The organism is Pseudomonas sp. MWU16-30322, assembly GCF_020515535.1.
Taxonomy (GTDB): domain Bacteria; phylum Pseudomonadota; class Gammaproteobacteria; order Pseudomonadales; family Pseudomonadaceae; genus Aquipseudomonas; species Aquipseudomonas fluorescens_H.
The window spans coordinates 185327-200457 of the sequence record NZ_JAIWYL010000006.1 but is presented as its reverse complement, the minus strand read 5'-3'; the positions used below and the strand labels follow the sequence as shown (position 1 = coordinate 200457).

The window sequence follows — 15131 nt, the reverse complement described above, 5'->3', positions numbered from 1 at the left end:
CATTTGTCCGCCTTCAGGAGTTCTCATGCGTCTGACCCAGATTTTCGCCGCCGCCGCCATTGCGTTGGTCAGCACCTTTGCCGTCGCCGATGACGCGGCCGACAAAGCCATTCGTCAAAGCCTGGAAAAACTCGAACTCGAGGTTCCGGTAGAAAGCATCAGCGCCAGCCCGTTGCCGGGCATGTATGAAGTCAAGCTCAAGGGCAGCCGCGTGCTGTACGCCAGCGCCGACGGCCAGTACATCGTTCAGGGCTACCTGTTCCAGCTCAAGGACGGCAAGCCGGTCAACCTGACCGAGAAAGCCGAGCGCGCGGGCATTTCCAAACTGATCAATGCCATTCCGGTGGCCGAAACCGTGGTGTATCCGGCCGTGGGCGAGACCAAATCGCACATCACCGTGTTCACCGACACCACCTGCCCGTACTGCCACAAGCTGCACGCCGAAGTGCCTGAGCTGAACAAGCGCGGCATCGAAGTGCGTTACGTAGCGTTCCCGCGTCAGGGCCTCGGCTCGCCGGGTGACGAGCAGCTGCAAGCGGTCTGGTGCTCGGCAGACAAGAAAGCGGCCATGGACAAAATGGTCGATGGCAAGGAAATCAAGGCCGCCAAGTGCGATAACCCGGTTTCCAAGCAATTCGCTTTGGGTCAGTCGATCGGCGTGAACGGTACACCGGCCATCGTTTTGGCCGACGGACAGGTCATTCCGGGCTACCAGCCGGCGCCACAAGTCGCCAAACTGGCGCTGGGCGCCAAGTAATTCGCATCGTCACGGTCAGCCTTTGACGATCATGGTCCGGCGGTAACTCCGCCGGGCCATTAATAGAGAGCCGCGAACACGCGGTTGTTTTCCGGCCGACCTTGCGTCGGCCGTTTCATGGGGAGTTCACAGTGAATCCGGTCAAAGTAGGCATCTGTGGGTTAGGGACCGTCGGTGGCGGTACCTTCAACGTACTTCAGCGCAACGCCGAGGAAATTGCTCGTCGTGCCGGGCGTGGGATCGAAGTGGCACAAATTGCCACGCGCACGCCAAAGCCTCAGTTCCAGACGACCGGTATTGCGATTACCAACGATGTCTTCGAAGTGGCCACGAACCCTGAGATCGACATCGTCATAGAGCTGATGGGCGGCTACACCGTTGCCCGCGAGCTGGTACTCAAGGCCATCGAGAATGGCAAGCATGTGGTCACCGCGAACAAGGCACTGATTGCCGTTCACGGTAATGAAATTTTCGCCAAAGCACGCGAGAAAGGCGTGATCGTGGCGTTTGAAGCGGCCGTGGCCGGTGGCATTCCGGTGATCAAGGCGATCCGTGAAGGCCTGTCCGCCAACCGCATCAACTGGGTCGCCGGGATCATCAACGGCACCGGCAACTTCATCCTCACCGAAATGCGCGAGAAGGGTCGCACCTTCGAAGACGTGCTGGCCGAAGCGCAAGCGCTGGGCTACGCCGAAGCCGATCCGACCTTCGACGTCGAAGGCATCGACGCAGCGCACAAGCTGACGATTCTGGCGTCGATCGCGTTCGGCATTCCGCTGCAATTCGACAAGGCTTACACCGAAGGCATCACCAAACTGACCACCGCCGACGTGAACTACGCCGAAGCGCTGGGTTATCGCATCAAACACCTCGGCGTGGCGCGCAGCACCGCGGCCGGTATCGAGCTGCGTGTACACCCGACGCTGATCCCGGCGGATCGTCTGATCGCCAACGTCAACGGCGTGATGAACGCCGTGATGGTCAACGGTGACGCCGCCGGTTCAACGCTGTTCTACGGTGCCGGTGCGGGCATGGAGCCGACCGCTTCGTCGGTGATCGCCGACCTGGTGGACGTGGTTCGTGCCATGACGTCCGATCCGGAAAACCGCGTACCGCACCTGGCCTTCCAGCCGGACTCGCTGTCGGCGCATCCGATCCTGCCGATCGAAGCCTGCGAAAGCGCCTACTACCTGCGCATCCAGGCCAAGGACCATCCGGGCGTACTGGCTCAGGTGGCGAGCATCCTCTCGGAGCGCGGCATCAACATCGAGTCGATCATGCAGAAGGAAGTCGAGGAACACGACGGTCTGGTGCCGATGATCCTGCTGACCCACCGCGTGCTGGAGCAGCACATGAACGATGCGATTGCCGCTCTGGAAGCCTTGGCCGGCGTCAACGGTCCGGTTGTGCGGATCCGCGTCGAGCACCTTAACTAAGCAGCGGCAAGCTACGAGCGGCAAGCGGCAAGCTAGAGGCCAGTGACACTCAGCTTGCAGCTTGAAGCTTGAAGCTCGCAGCTCAAACCGAAGGTTTGAAAACATGCGTTATATCAGTACCCGCGGCCAGGCACCGGCCCTGAATTTCGAAGACGTCCTGCTGGCCGGTCTGGCCACTGACGGCGGTCTGTACGTCCCGGAAAACCTGCCACGTTTCACCCAGGAAGAAATTGCCTCCTGGGCCGGCCTGCCGTATCACGAGCTGGCTTTCCGCGTAATGCGCCCGTTCGTCACCGGCAGCATTCCTGACGCCGATTTCAAAAAGATCCTCGAAGAAACCTACGGTGTGTTCTCGCACAGCGCCGTTGCGCCGCTGCGTCAGTTGAACGGCAACGAATGGGTGCTCGAGCTGTTCCACGGCCCGACCTTGGCGTTCAAGGACTTCGCCCTGCAACTGCTCGGTCGGCTGCTCGATTACGTGCTGGAAAAGCGCGGCGAGCGCGTGGTGATCGTCGGCGCCACCTCGGGTGACACCGGTTCGGCCGCCATTGAAGGCTGCAAGCATTGCGAAAACGTCGACATCTTCATCCTGCACCCGCACAACCGTGTGTCCGAAGTGCAGCGTCGGCAGATGACCACCATCCTCGGTGAGAACATCCACAACATCGCCATCGAAGGCAACTTCGATGACTGCCAGGAAATGGTCAAGAACAGCTTCGCCGACCAGAGCTTCCTCAAGGGCACGCGCCTGGTCGCGGTGAACTCGATCAACTGGGCGCGGATCATGGCCCAGATCGTTTACTACTTCCACGCAGCCCTGCAGTTGGGCGGCCCGGCACGTTCGGTGGCGTTCTCGGTGCCGACCGGCAACTTCGGCGACATCTTCGCCGGTTACCTGGCACGCAACATGGGCCTGCCGATCAACCAGTTGATCGTCGCCACCAACCGCAACGACATCCTGCACCGCTTCATGAGCGGCAACCAGTACGTCAAGGAAACCCTGCACGCCACGCTGTCGCCGTCGATGGACATCATGGTCTCGTCGAACTTCGAACGCCTGCTGTTCGACCTGCACGGTCGCAACGGTGCGGCGATTGCCGGTTTGATGGATTCGTTCAAGCAGGGCGGCGGTTTCAGTGTCGAGCAAGAGCGCTGGACTGAAGCCCGCAAGCTGTTCGACTCGCTGGCCGTGGACGATGCGCAAACCTGCGAAACCATTGCCGAAGTCTACGCGCAGTGCGGCGAAGTGCTGGATCCGCACACCGCCATCGGCGTCAAGGCCGCACGCGAATGCCGTCGCAGTCTGGACATCCCGATGGTGATCCTGGGCACGGCGCATCCGGTGAAGTTCCCGGATGCCGTAGAGAAAGCAGGTGTAGGAAAAGCTCTCGAACTGCCTGCACATCTTTCTGATTTGTTTGAGCGAAACGAGCGCTGCACCGTTTTGCCAAACGAACTGAAAGCCGTACAGGCCTTTGTCAGCCAGCATGGCAACCGCGGCAAGCCGCTGTAAGTCGAAAAAGCTGTCACATTTTGAAGCCCGTCTCCTGACGGGCTTTTTTGTTTCTGCTGCCACACTGCTCGGGTTTTCGCCCATGAAGGACGGGTGAGTCGATCACGAAGGAAGTGGCAATGCTGTTTGAAAGAGGATGGAAACACACCCTGAAGCGGGTACTTCTGTTGTGCCTGTTGTGGGGTTGGCGCGTGGGTGCGGCGGCGCACCTGGCGCATGATGAAGAGCAGTTGAACATCGGCACCGTGGTGCTGGATGAGGAAGAGCTGCAATGGATCCGGGATAACCCGACGGTGATCGTGGCAGCGGAGCAATACCCGTTGTACCTGTTCCTGGATGAGCACGGTCACTGGAGTGGCCTTAACAGTGATGTGCTCAAACGCATCAGTGCCATGACCGGATTACAGTTCATCTACCGGGAATCCTTCTCGACCGCGCAGATGCTCGAGCGCCTGGAAACCGGTGCAGCGGACATGAGCACGACCCTGGCGATGAATGACGAGCGCAGATCGAGTCTGGATTTCAGCCATGCCTTTGGCGGTGCCGGCTGGGTGTTTGTCGGCCGTACCGGCGAACCCGGGCTGCATTCGTTGGAGCAGTTGGCCAAACGGGTGCTGGTATTACCTGGCCGGCACGCGCTGGAGGGGATGATCCGGCGCGATTATCCGTCCATCGAATTACGGTCGGTCAAAACCTATGCCGAGGCGCGGGCGTTGGTCGAAAGCGGCGAAGCCTATGCCACCATCGAAAACGAAATCGGCGCGCAACTCTACCCTTCGGGCCTGCTGAAGGTCGGCGAACTGCTGGAGGGCAAGTGGGAGGCCGATCTTCTGGCGGTGCGCAGAGGCCAGCCGCAATTGCTGAGCATTCTGAACAAGGCTCTGGAAGCGTTCCCGGCCTCAGAGCTACGAGCCATTCGCCTGAAATGGCTGGGCGGCATCGGCCAGAAGCCGGCCGCCGCCGGTTGGCAGCACTGGCTCCGCTCGAGCTGCTGGGGCGTGGTTCTGGTCGGGGGCTTTTGTGTGATGTCGCTGCTATGGAATCGGCGAATGGCGGCTGTGATCAAACAGCATCGAGACGTGCAAAGCGAACTCGGCGATCAGTTGGTGTTCCAGCGTGCGTTGATTGATGCCATGCCTGATCCGGTGTTCGTTCGTGACCTGGAGGGGCGCCTGATTCTGTGCAACAAAAGTTATGAAGAGGCGTTGTCGATCCGCTTTGAACAGGTGAAAGGATGCCGCTTGATCGACGTCGATGCGCTGCCGCGAGCTACCGCCGGGATGCTGCATGATGAGTTCATGATTCAGTTGAGGACACGCAGAACCCGCTTTAGCCGACGCCGCCTGCAATTCAATAATGGCAATCGGGAAATCTACCAGTGGACCGTGCCGTTCTACAGCGCGAAAGGCGAATTGCGAGGCCTGCTCGGCGGCTGGACGGATATCACCCAGCGCGACGCAACAACGGTATGACATCGCAGTGATACAGGGAAATTTCCTATGTCACGCGCCTCCTTTTCCGATGGGGGACTGAAGGAGGCTGCCCTAAAGTGGGCGGCAACTGCGGACAAGTCCGCGATTGCCGTTTCCGAGGTCGCCCATGCGCTCGCTCAAAGTCCTGATCCTAGAACCTGATCCTTATCGAATGATGGCGTTGCACCAGATGCTCAACGCGGTCGGCATCTATGACGTACTGACGGCGCCGTCGCTGGCTTCGGCGCGCTGTTCGCTGGAGCGTCGTACCCGGGTCGACATCGCGATCTGCGATCCGCAACTGGAAGGCGGGGAAGGCCTGGCACTGATCCGGCATCTGGCGGCCCGACGGGAGGCCAGCGCCGTCATCCTGCTGGGGCGGATGGCAGCGGGTCTGCTGAGCGATCTCGAAAGCATGCTGCACGCTCAGGACCTGAAGCTGCTCGGGCGCTTGCAGACGCCGGTCTCGGCGGTACTGATGCGCGGGTTGCTGGACAGCTACCTGCAAACGGCAGCCCATCCGTCGGGTGCCTGAACCGACGGTTTTGTTTCTGTCATCTTCACCGTGCATTCTTTGACAGACCGCTAACTGCTCCGGGAGCAGCGCGGTATTCAGAACTTTCTTCTCGGGCGGGTGGTCATTTATTGTGAACACGCCCCAGGCACAATGTTTTCGGACTATTGAGTGGAGATCGAGATGGAAAGTATCAGTCTATTGCTCGGTGAGGCTCTGAGCCCGTACCAGGTCACGTTGACTCCGTGTGGCGCCCATGGCGAATGCCTGGTGACGCTGAAGAACAGCAACGGGGCCATCGTGGTGGAGCGCGAATTCAATCAGGCGCAATTGACCGACAAGCGCCTGCTGACCGATGTGGTCGACGGTCTGCACCGCGATGTGCTGATCGCCGAAGGTCGACTGGAGCCCTGTGTGATCGCGGCTTTGCGCAATGCAGCGCTGGATAAGCGCGCTGCACTGTAAAGATGAAATATTTTTTGTGGGAACCTTCCTGCACTCTCGTCAGTCAGACCCCATAACAGCAGGATCAAGCATTGTGCTCCGGTGCTTGTCGCTTGCTGCTACGGGTCTTTATGTAGACCACGTTTAACCCCGAGTCGTCTCCCCACTTCTCGGGGTTTCTTTTGCCCGCAGGTTTTATTGCGCGGTCTGCTGCTCGAAAAACATCCGCGCCTGTTGCAGGTAATCCGTGCGCATCTCGGGATCCAGCCAGTCGGCGTACGACTGGTCAAGTTGCGCATGGGGCAGGGTACGCAGCAGTTGGTTGATCTCGCTGATCGCCTGACGGCCCTGAGGCGTATCGGAACATCCGACATAGCCAGACAGATACTTGCCGGTGCCGCGAATCGGATAGAACACCAATTCATCTTCGGCAATTTGCGCCTGCTGCGCCTGATAGCGGATCTCCGGCCAGTAACCCAAGACCACTTGCAGACGCCCCAGACGCTGCATCGACAGCAGGCTGCTCAGGGCATCATTGCCGTAGTGCGGCGTCAGTGCGCCGCCGGGTGCCTGCTTGAGCAGATTGTCGAGAAATTCGCCGTAACTACGCTCTGCGACGACCCCGACCTTGATTTCGCCATTGGCCAGAAATGCCGTCAGATCGACTTCGCCATCGACCAGGTAAGGTGCCAGTACGTCGCGATCTTTCTGCCGCACCACCAGACCATTACTGACAGCGCGAAACGCCGGGATAGAGAAAGCGATCCATTGCGTGCGCTCCTTGCTCCAGATCAGCGAGGGGTCGCAGGTGAAGGACGGCTCGTGCAGCATCTGCATGCCGCGGGCGCGATTGACCCGCATCAGCGTGTGTTCGTATTGCGGCATGCCGGCGATCAACATCGGCAGCAGTTGGTCGATGACGCCCTGGCCCTTTTTCGGGCCTTCGAAGATGGTCAGGGGCGGCAGATCGCGCAGTAACCAGATCAGTGTCGGTTTTGCCTGCGCCCAGGCGGGCAGAACCAGCAGAAACAACAGGCCGAACAGCCGCCACGTCCACCAGTGGTGGGCGCGGTTGGCGTCCGATGTCCGGTGATGTTTCAGGTTAAATGGCTCCGTCTGCGCGCAGTCGGGCGATCTGCTGTTCGTCGTAGCCAAGATCCTGGAGTACCTGCGCATTGTGTTCACCGAGCTGCGGCCCGACCCATTCGGAAGTGCCCGGTGTCTCAGAGAGTTTCGGCACGATGCCCGGCATCTTGAAAGGCTTGCCGTCCGGCAGTTTCGCCTGCAGGAACATTTCCCGGGCGAGGTACTGCGGATCGCTGAACATGTCTTCGGCACTGAAGATCCGGCTGGCCGGTACATCCGCCTGATTGAGCAGGTCGAGCACATTTTGCAGCGGCAGCGAATTGACCCAGCGGTCGATCACGCCATACAACTCGTCGCGACGATTATCACGCCCATCGTTGCTCGCCAGCGTCGGGTCGTTGGCCAGATCCTCACGACCGATGATCAGCATGAAGCGTTTGAAGATCGCGTCGCCATTGGCACCGATCTGCACGTGCTTGCCGTCGGCGCTGGTGTGGATCGATGACGGCGTGATGCCCGGCATGATATTGCCGGTGCGCTCGCGGATGAAACCGAACACGTCGAACTCCGGCACCATGCTTTCCATCATGGCGAAAATCGCCTCGTACAGCGCGACATCGACCACTTGGCCGAGACCGCCGTTGACCTCGCGATGACGCAGCGCCATCAGCGCGCCGATCACGCCCCACAGCGCGGCAATCGAATCGCCGATGGAAATCCCGGTGCGCACCGGTGGCCGGTCGTCGAAGCCGGTGATGTAGCGCAAGCCACCCATGGACTCGCCGACCGCGCCGAAGCCCGGTTGATCTTTCATCGGCCCGGTCTGGCCGAAACCGGAGAGGCGCACCATCACCAGTTTCGGATTCAGCGCGTGCAGGGTTTCCCAGCTCAGCCCGAGTTTTTCCAGCACGCCGGGGCGAAAGTTTTCGATCAGGATGTCGGCTTCGCCGAGGAGTTTTTTCAGGATCGCCAGACCCTCGGGGTGCTTGAGGTTCAGCGTCAGCGACTTTTTATTGCGCGCCTGGACGAACCACCACAGCGAGGTGCCTTCATACAATTTGCGCCACTTGCGCAGCGGATCGCCGCCGTCGGGCGATTCGATCTTGATCACTTCGGCACCGAACTCGCCGCAAATGCGCGAGGCGAACGGCCCGGCAATCAACGTACCCAATTCAATGACTTTCACACCGCTGAGCGGTTTGTTGGCGAACGGCATACTGAATCCTGTAGGACAAGGCTGAGCGGATACAGCGTTTTAACATAGCCGGCTGTCAGACGCCGCAGGTTGATCGCCATCAATTCGATGATTGCCTACGGCATCGGTTAGACTTGCCGACTTTCCTCGTATCAAGAAGCCCGTTCATGGCCCAGCCGTCTACCACGTACAAATTCGAACTGAACCTCACCGACCTCGACCGTAGCGTCTACGAGAGCGTCAAGCAGACCATCGCCCGTCACCCTTCGGAAACCGAAGAGCGCATGACCGTGCGGCTGCTGGCCTACGCCCTCTGGTACAACGAGCTGCTGTCGTTTGGCCGTGGTCTGTCGGATGTGGATGAACCTGCGCTGTGGGAAAAAAGCCTGGATGACCGCGTTCTGCACTGGATCGAAGTTGGCCAGCCGGACGCCGATCGTCTGACCTGGTGTTCGCGTCGTACCGAACGCACCAGCCTGCTGGCGTACGGCAGCCTGCGCGTGTGGGAAGGCAAAGTGGTACCGGTGGCCAAGAACCTGAAAAACGTCAACATCGCCGCCGTGCCGCAAGAGGTGCTGGAAACCCTGGCCAAGGACATGCCGCGCGTCATCAAGTGGGACGTGATGATCAGCGAAGGCACGATCTTCGTCACTGACGACCGCGGTCAGCACGAAGTCCAGCTGGAATGGCTGGCCGGTGAACGCGGCTGATCCTGCGCCGCTCACTGATTAATCCCACGTATTCAAGAGAAGTTTCCGTTACCCCATGCGTATTGATCCTCGACCGTTGCCTGCCACGCTGCCGTTTCTCGGTGACCTGCCACCTTTGCTGACGCGTTTGTACGCCGCGCGGGGCGTGCAGTCCGAGGCGGAGCTGGATAAAAGTCTGGCGCGGCTGATTCCGTTCCAGCAGCTCAAGGGCATCGAGGCGGCGGTGGATCTGCTGGTGACGGCGCTGGAGCAGCGTCAGCGGATTCTGATCGTCGGTGACTTCGACGCCGATGGCGCGACCGCCAGTACGGTCGGCGTGCTCGGCTTGCGTCTGCTGGGCGCGGCGCATGTCGATTATCTGGTGCCGAACCGCTTTGAATACGGCTATGGCCTGACCCCGGAAATCGTCGAAGTCGCCCTGACCCGCGAGCCGCAGTTGTTGATCACCGTCGACAACGGCATCTCCAGCGTCGAAGGCGTGGCCGCGGCGAAAAAGGCCGGACTCATGGTCTTGATCACTGACCACCACTTGCCCGGCGATGAACTGCCGCAAGCCGATGCGCTGGTCAACCCGAACCAGCCAGGCTGTGAGTTTCCGAGCAAGGCGCTGGCCGGGGTCGGGGTGATTTTCTACGTGTTGATGGCCTTGCGCGCGCGCCTGCGCAGCCTCGGCTGGTACGAGAGCAAACCGCAGCCGAACATCGGTGAACTGCTGGATCTGGTGGCGCTGGGCAGCGTTGCCGACGTGGTGCCGCTGGACGCCAACAATCGGATTCTGGTGCATCAGGGCCTCGAGCGGATTCGCGCCGGGCGTGCCCGTCCGGGGATCAAGGCGATTCTTGAAGTCGCCAAGCGTGACGCGGCGCGGATTACCTCCACAGACCTGGGATTCATCGTCGGCCCGCGTTTGAACGCGGCGGGGCGTCTGGACGACATGAGTCTCGGGATCGAATGCCTGCTCACCGCCGACGGCAATCTGGCCCGGGAAATGGCCGCGCAACTGGACGGCATGAACCAGGATCGCAAATCCATCGAGCAGGGCATGCAGCGCGAGGCGTTGGCCCAGCTCAAGGACTTGCCGGTGGAGTCGATGCCGTTCGGCCTGTGCCTGTTCGATCCCGAGTGGCATCAGGGCGTGATCGGCATTCTCGCCTCGCGCATGAAAGAGCGTTATTTCCGCCCGACCATTGCCTTCGCCGATGCCGGCGATGGTTTGCTCAAGGGCTCGGGCCGTTCGGTGCAGGGTTTCCACATCCGCGATGCTTTGAGCGTGGTGGCGGCGCAGCATCCGAACCTGATCACCAAGTACGGCGGTCACGCGATGGCAGCCGGCCTGACCTTGCCGCAAGAGAATTTTCCGCTGTTCGCCGAGGCGTTTGACGCTGAAGTGCGGCGGCAACTTCGCGAAGAAGACCTGACCGGGCGCATGCTGTCGGATGGCACGTTGGCCGTCGAGGAATTCCACCTCGAACTGGCCCGCGCACTGCGTCATGCCGGGCCTTGGGGCCAGCACTTCCCGGAGCCGCTGTTCCATGGCGTGTTCCAGTTGGTCGAGCAGCGAGTGGTCGGCGAGCGGCACCTGAAAGTGGTGCTGAAAAGCGAGTGCGGTTCGGTGAAGCTGGATGGCATTGCCTTTGGTATTGACCGTGACGTCTGGCCGAATCCGACCATTCAGTGGGTCGAGCTGGCCTACAAGCTCGACGTCAACGAGTTTCGTGGCAACGAGACGGTGCAACTGATGATTGCCCACATCGAACCGCGCTGATCCCCTGAGTGCTTTTGTGGCGAGGGAGCTTGCTCCCGCTGGGCTGCGAAGCGGCCCCAGACCCTGCAAACGGGTTGCTGCAGGAAAATCACAGTGCAGGGTTTTACGACTGCTGCGCAGCCGAGCGGGAGCAAGCTCCCTCGCCACAGGTTCGGTGGCACTCATGGAAAATGTCTTGAACCCTCCCTCATCCCCGGTTGTCGACTAGGCTCTAAGCACTGCTTGATTGGCCTTGTGACGTCTTGTCGAATTTTTTGCCCGCGGGGGCGGGTGCTGCACCTTTTCCTGTCACTCGTCGACTTTTCAAACAGAACCCTGGAGCCTGCCCACTGATTTGAGAGGTGCCCCATGAGTCTGCTGCTCGAACCCTTTACCCTCCGCCAACTGATCCTGCCCAACCGCATCGCCGTGTCGCCGATGTGCCAGTACTCCAGCGTCAACGGTCTGGCCAACGACTGGCATCTGGTGCACCTGGGCAGCCGCGCGGTGGGCGGCGCCGGCCTGATATTCACTGAAGCCACGGCGGTCACCGCCGACGGGCGGATCACCGCCGAAGACCTCGGTTTGTGGAACGACGAACAGATCGAACCGCTGCAACGCATCACCCGCTTCATCACCGCTCAGGGCGCTGTTGCCGGCATTCAACTGGCCCACGCCGGGCGCAAGGCCAGCACTCATCGGCCATGGATCGGCAAACACGGTAGCGTCAAACCGGAGGATGGCGGCTGGACCCCGGTCGGGCCATCGCCGATTGCTTTCGATCCGCAACACACACAACCGAAACAGCTTGATGAAGGGCAGATCGCCGAGGTCATTCAGGCCTTCGTTGCCGCCGCCAAACGCGCGTTGACCGCGGGTTTCAGCGTGGTCGAGGTACATGCCGCCCACGGTTATCTGCTGCATCAGTTTCTGTCACCGCTGAGCAATCAACGCCGCGATCAATACGGTGGTTCGTTCGAAAACCGCATTCGGCTGGTGCTGCAAGTCACCGAGGCCGTTCGCGAGGTGTGGCCGCAAGAGCTGCCGCTGTTCGTCCGGGTCTCGGCCACCGACTGGGTTGAAGACGGCTGGAACCCGGATGAAACCGTGGAACTGGCGCGTCGCCTCAAGGCACTGGGAGCGGATCTGATCGACGTCTCCTCCGGTGGTACCGCCGCCAACGCCGAGATTCCTGTGGGGCCGGGTTATCAGACGCGCTTCGCCGAACGGGTGCGCAAGGAGTCAGGCATCGCCACCGGCACCGTGGGCATGATTACCGAGCCGGCGCAGGCCGAGCACATTCTGCGCACCTGCCAGGCCGACATCATCTTCCTCGCCCGCGAGTTGCTGCGCGATCCTTACTGGCCGCTGCACGCCGACGATGATCTCGGCGGGCGTCAGGCGGTGTGGCCGGCGCAGTATCAACGCGCGACCCATCGTGATCAGCCGATCCACGAGTCTGACTTGCGCGATTGATTCCAGGCCTGCGTAACGTCTATAAAACCCGCCATTGAACCGGCGGGTTTTTTCTTGCCTGCCATTTGCCAAGGAAGTCGAGCATGTTGATCGAACGAGAACTCACCGAACACGACTTGCCGCTGCTGGCGCAGATCGACCGCAGTGAGCTGGTGGAAGAGTGCTATCGCCTGGAGAACGGCGTGCTGGTGCTTTATCCGGCACGTTTCGACATGCGCGGATGGCCGGAAGGCGAAGCCGAAGAGAATGCGCTGACGCTGGCGAAGTGCTTGCGGCGCGGTGGTTGGCTGTATGGGTTTTTCGACGGGCAGGCGCTGGTCGCGGCGGTGGTTGTGGATAACCGGGTTATTCACAATCAGGGACTGAGCATGCGCCAGTTGAAGTTTCTGCACATCAGCCGCGACTACCGGGGGCAGGGACTGGGGGCGAAGTTGTTTGCGCTGGCCTGCGAGCAGGGCCGGCGATTCGGTGCCGAGGCGTTGTATGTCTCAGCCACTGAATCGCGTAACACCGTGGAGTTCTATCAGCGTCAGGGCTGCCGGCTGGTTGATCAACCGGATCCTGAGCTGTTTGATCAAGAACCCAAAGACATTCATCTGTATTGCCCACTGACCTGACGCAGTTTCTTCAATATCCGATGTTGAATGTTCTGCCGCTTTCGCGAGCAAGCCCGCTCCCACCCTGGTTCCGTGTCAGTCACAAATTGTGTGATCGACCGAGAGCCAGAGTGGGAGCGGGCTTGCTCGCGAAGAGGCCCGCGCAAGCGCCTCAAATCATCAAGGATACTTGCGCTTGTCCGGCGCCGGCGGGAAGTACTGGTACAACCAGGTCTCGCTCAATGTGCGGTCATTGGTGCGGATGAACAAGCGCAGTTCCACCGGATCGACACTGTCGCTGGTCGGGTACCAGTCAAACAGGATCCGGTAACCCTTGATGTCATCCAATACCAGCACGCTGAAGTCCTGCACCTTGCCGTTGGAGCAGGTGACCACCGGTTCGATCCCGGTGCCCTGCGGCAGGCGATCGAGGCCGCCGCCGGTGAAGTCCACGGCAAAACGCCGCGCCCAGATCGGCGGGTAATGCTCGCCCGGTGCCCAGCCTTCGACGAATCCACCCATGCCCGAACGGGTCGCATGCACCCGCGCCAGCGGCGTACCGACCGGTGGCAGGGCGCTCCAGTAGAGCTTGTAGCCATAGTTCAGCGAGTCGCCTGCGGCCACCGGTTTTTTCGGCGTCCAGAACGCGACGATGTTATCGAGCGTTTCGCCGGTGGTAGGAATTTCCAGCAGATCGATGGAGCCTTCGCCCCACGCGGTTGTAGGCTCGACCCACAGGCTCGGGCGCTTGCTGTACCAGTCGACGGTGTCCTGATAGTTGGCGAACTCGTGGTCGGTCTGCACCAGACCGAAGCCCTTCGGATCGGTGTCGGCGAATGCGTTGAACTGCAGGGTCGCCGGGTTGTTCAGCGGACGGCAGATCCACTCGCCGTTGCCGCGCCACATCGCCAGGCGATCGGAGTCGTGAATCTGCGGGTGGATGGTGTCGCACATGCGGCGTTCGTGGGTGCCGCAGCTGAACATGCTGGTCATCGGTGCGATGCCCAGTTGTTCGATGGCGGTACGCGCGTTGATGTGGGCGTCGATTTCCATCACCACGCGCTCGGCCTGACAATCGATGTCGAAGCGGTACGCACCGGTGGCGCTCGGCGAGTCGAGCAGGGCGTAGACCACAAAGCGCGTGGCGTTCTGATCCGGGGTCTCGAACCAGAATTTGGTGAAGTCCGGGAATTCTTCGCGCTTTTTCGCGTAAGTGTCGACGGCCAGGCCACGGGCCGAGAGGCCATATTGGCCAGTCGCATCCACCGCGCGGAAATAGCTGGCGCCGAGGAACGACACCACGTCATGGCGATCCAGCTCCGGCGCCTTGAACAGCTTGAAACCGGCAAAGCCCAGGTCACCCTTGAGCTGCTGGGTATCGACCGAGGTGTTCTCGTAGTTGAACAGCGTCGGGCGGAAATGCACTTCGCGGGCCGTGCGGGTCTTCGGATCGACGCTGTACATGCGCACTGGCTGACGGAAACCCATGCCGACGTGGAAAAACTGCACGTCCAGCTGACCCTTGTTTTCTTTCCACAACGAATGATCGCCGTCGTAGCGGATCGCGTTGAAGTTCTGCGGGGTCATGGTCGCCAAAGTCGGCGGCAGCACCTGTTTGGTGTCCTGATAGGCCGTTCCGGCCAATTGCTTGGCTTGGCGCTTCAGCGCTTCGAAGTCGAAAGCCTGGGCCTCGCCATCGGCGGCGCCACCATTGGCTGCCCAGGCACGGGCGGCCAGCAGGCCGGAAGCCGAGAGACCGGTGTAAGCCGCAATGGCCATCGACGCTTTGAGCAAATTCCTGCGGTGCATAAATACAACCTGTCGTGAGCAATCCCGCGCCTTTCCTGGCACGTGCTGGATCAGAAATTACGGTTCGGACAAGCCTTCGGCCAAACGCAACGGACTATAAACAGATGCCGGCTAGCTTAAACGGTTCGCTCGCGTTGCAAAATTCGTTGATACACACCGACAGAGTGTCAATGAAACAAGACATGTCGGTTAAATGTCCGACGGCACTTTCTGATTTACAGGGCATTTCTGCTTTTTTCGACTAATTACTCTAAAAACCGCTTTTCAGCGCCGATTAAATTTCTATTCTATGAACATGGCCGGCACGACCGGCGGGGCACAGGCGCTGCTGTAAGGGGCAGGGCGATGTGGTGATCAAGCAATTCTTCGAAGTATCAGA

The 15131-nt window shown here is 60.5% G+C and carries 13 protein-coding genes; 10 read left to right on the top strand and 3 right to left on the bottom strand.

Translation table 11 applies throughout. The features are described 5' to 3' along the window. Positions 1-25 precede the first annotated feature (25 nt). The 6 genes from dsbC to LCH64_RS14255 all read left to right on the top strand — a co-directional run bounded on the left by dsbC (position 26) and on the right by LCH64_RS14255 (position 6157). Positions 26-757 (top strand): bifunctional protein-disulfide isomerase/oxidoreductase DsbC, encoded by a 732-nt coding sequence (gene dsbC, locus LCH64_RS14280; RefSeq protein WP_003221989.1) that lies wholly within the window; start codon positions 26-28, stop codon positions 755-757. Positions 758-888: 131 nt separating this feature from the next. Beyond that, the gene (locus LCH64_RS14275; protein ID WP_003221992.1) at positions 889-2193 is read left to right on the top strand and encodes a homoserine dehydrogenase; all 1305 of its coding nucleotides are present in this window, start codon (positions 889-891) and stop codon (positions 2191-2193) included. Between the two features lie 103 nt (positions 2194-2296). Continuing rightward, positions 2297-3706 carry a threonine synthase gene (gene thrC / locus LCH64_RS14270; protein WP_003221994.1) on the top strand — a complete coding sequence of 470 codons (1410 nt, stop codon included), beginning with the start codon at positions 2297-2299 and terminating at the stop codon, positions 3704-3706. 119 nt (positions 3707-3825) lie between these two features. Further along, complete coding sequence (locus LCH64_RS14265; protein ID WP_201135721.1) at positions 3826-5178, top strand: transporter substrate-binding domain-containing protein; 1353 nt, start codon at positions 3826-3828, stop codon at positions 5176-5178. Between the two features lie 127 nt (positions 5179-5305). After that, complete coding sequence (locus LCH64_RS14260) at positions 5306-5713, top strand: response regulator (protein ID WP_201135720.1); 408 nt, start codon at positions 5306-5308, stop codon at positions 5711-5713. A 162-nt stretch (positions 5714-5875) separates the two neighbouring features. Then, the gene (locus LCH64_RS14255; protein ID WP_003221998.1) at positions 5876-6157 is read left to right on the top strand and encodes a DUF3509 domain-containing protein; all 282 of its coding nucleotides are present in this window, start codon (positions 5876-5878) and stop codon (positions 6155-6157) included. Between the two features lie 174 nt (positions 6158-6331). Here LCH64_RS14255 and LCH64_RS14250 read toward each other — a convergent pair whose 3' ends face one another. Beyond that, positions 6332-7291 carry a TIGR02285 family protein gene (locus LCH64_RS14250; protein WP_226500569.1) on the bottom strand — a complete coding sequence of 320 codons (960 nt, stop codon included), beginning with the start codon at positions 7289-7291 and terminating at the stop codon, positions 6332-6334. Further along, positions 7239-8438, bottom strand: a complete 1200-nt coding sequence (locus LCH64_RS14245; protein WP_226500568.1) for a CaiB/BaiF CoA-transferase family protein — start codon at positions 8436-8438, stop codon at positions 7239-7241. Before LCH64_RS14245 ends, LCH64_RS14250 begins: the two co-directional genes overlap by 53 nt. A gap of 146 nt (positions 8439-8584) precedes the next feature. On the opposite strand from LCH64_RS14245, the gene LCH64_RS14240 reads away from it, so the two are divergent. The 4 genes from LCH64_RS14240 to LCH64_RS14225 all read left to right on the top strand — a co-directional run bounded on the left by LCH64_RS14240 (position 8585) and on the right by LCH64_RS14225 (position 12964). Then, positions 8585-9127 carry a YaeQ family protein gene (locus LCH64_RS14240; protein WP_003222001.1) on the top strand — a complete coding sequence of 181 codons (543 nt, stop codon included), beginning with the start codon at positions 8585-8587 and terminating at the stop codon, positions 9125-9127. A 55-nt stretch (positions 9128-9182) separates the two neighbouring features. Continuing rightward, positions 9183-10892 carry a single-stranded-DNA-specific exonuclease RecJ gene (gene recJ, locus LCH64_RS14235; protein WP_226500567.1) on the top strand — a complete coding sequence of 570 codons (1710 nt, stop codon included), beginning with the start codon at positions 9183-9185 and terminating at the stop codon, positions 10890-10892. 348 nt (positions 10893-11240) lie between these two features. After that, a complete protein-coding gene (locus LCH64_RS14230; RefSeq protein WP_226500566.1) occupies positions 11241-12347 on the top strand; it encodes an NADH:flavin oxidoreductase/NADH oxidase in 1107 nt (368 codons plus the stop codon). Positions 12348-12430: 83 nt separating this feature from the next. Beyond that, positions 12431-12964, top strand: a complete 534-nt coding sequence (locus LCH64_RS14225) for a GNAT family N-acetyltransferase (RefSeq protein ID WP_226500565.1) — start codon at positions 12431-12433, stop codon at positions 12962-12964. Between the two features lie 159 nt (positions 12965-13123). Here LCH64_RS14225 and LCH64_RS14220 read toward each other — a convergent pair whose 3' ends face one another. Then, positions 13124-14752, bottom strand: coding sequence for a glucan biosynthesis protein D (locus tag LCH64_RS14220; protein ID WP_226500564.1), 1629 nt, complete (start codon positions 14750-14752; stop codon positions 13124-13126). Between the last annotated feature and the right edge of the window lie 379 nt (positions 14753-15131).

Excerpts from the sequence above, each read along its gene's own strand:
- dsbC (WP_003221989.1), top strand. The coding sequence starts at position 26 with ATGCGTCTGACCCAGATTTTCGCCGCCGCCGCCATTGCGTTGGTCAGC.
- LCH64_RS14260 (WP_201135720.1), top strand. The coding sequence starts at position 5,306 with ATGCGCTCGCTCAAAGTCCTGATCCTAGAACCTGATCCTTATCGAATG.
- LCH64_RS14245 (WP_226500568.1), bottom strand. The coding sequence starts at position 8,438 with ATGCCGTTCGCCAACAAACCGCTCAGCGGTGTGAAAGTCATTGAATTG.
- LCH64_RS14255 (WP_003221998.1), top strand. The coding sequence starts at position 5,876 with ATGGAAAGTATCAGTCTATTGCTCGGTGAGGCTCTGAGCCCGTACCAG.
- LCH64_RS14240 (WP_003222001.1), top strand. The coding sequence starts at position 8,585 with ATGGCCCAGCCGTCTACCACGTACAAATTCGAACTGAACCTCACCGAC.
- LCH64_RS14230 (WP_226500566.1), top strand. The coding sequence starts at position 11,241 with ATGAGTCTGCTGCTCGAACCCTTTACCCTCCGCCAACTGATCCTGCCC.
- LCH64_RS14220 (WP_226500564.1), bottom strand. The coding sequence starts at position 14,752 with ATGCACCGCAGGAATTTGCTCAAAGCGTCGATGGCCATTGCGGCTTAC.
- LCH64_RS14225 (WP_226500565.1), top strand. The coding sequence starts at position 12,431 with ATGTTGATCGAACGAGAACTCACCGAACACGACTTGCCGCTGCTGGCG.
- recJ (WP_226500567.1), top strand. The coding sequence starts at position 9,183 with ATGCGTATTGATCCTCGACCGTTGCCTGCCACGCTGCCGTTTCTCGGT.
- LCH64_RS14265 (WP_201135721.1), top strand. The coding sequence starts at position 3,826 with ATGCTGTTTGAAAGAGGATGGAAACACACCCTGAAGCGGGTACTTCTG.
- thrC (WP_003221994.1), top strand. The coding sequence starts at position 2,297 with ATGCGTTATATCAGTACCCGCGGCCAGGCACCGGCCCTGAATTTCGAA.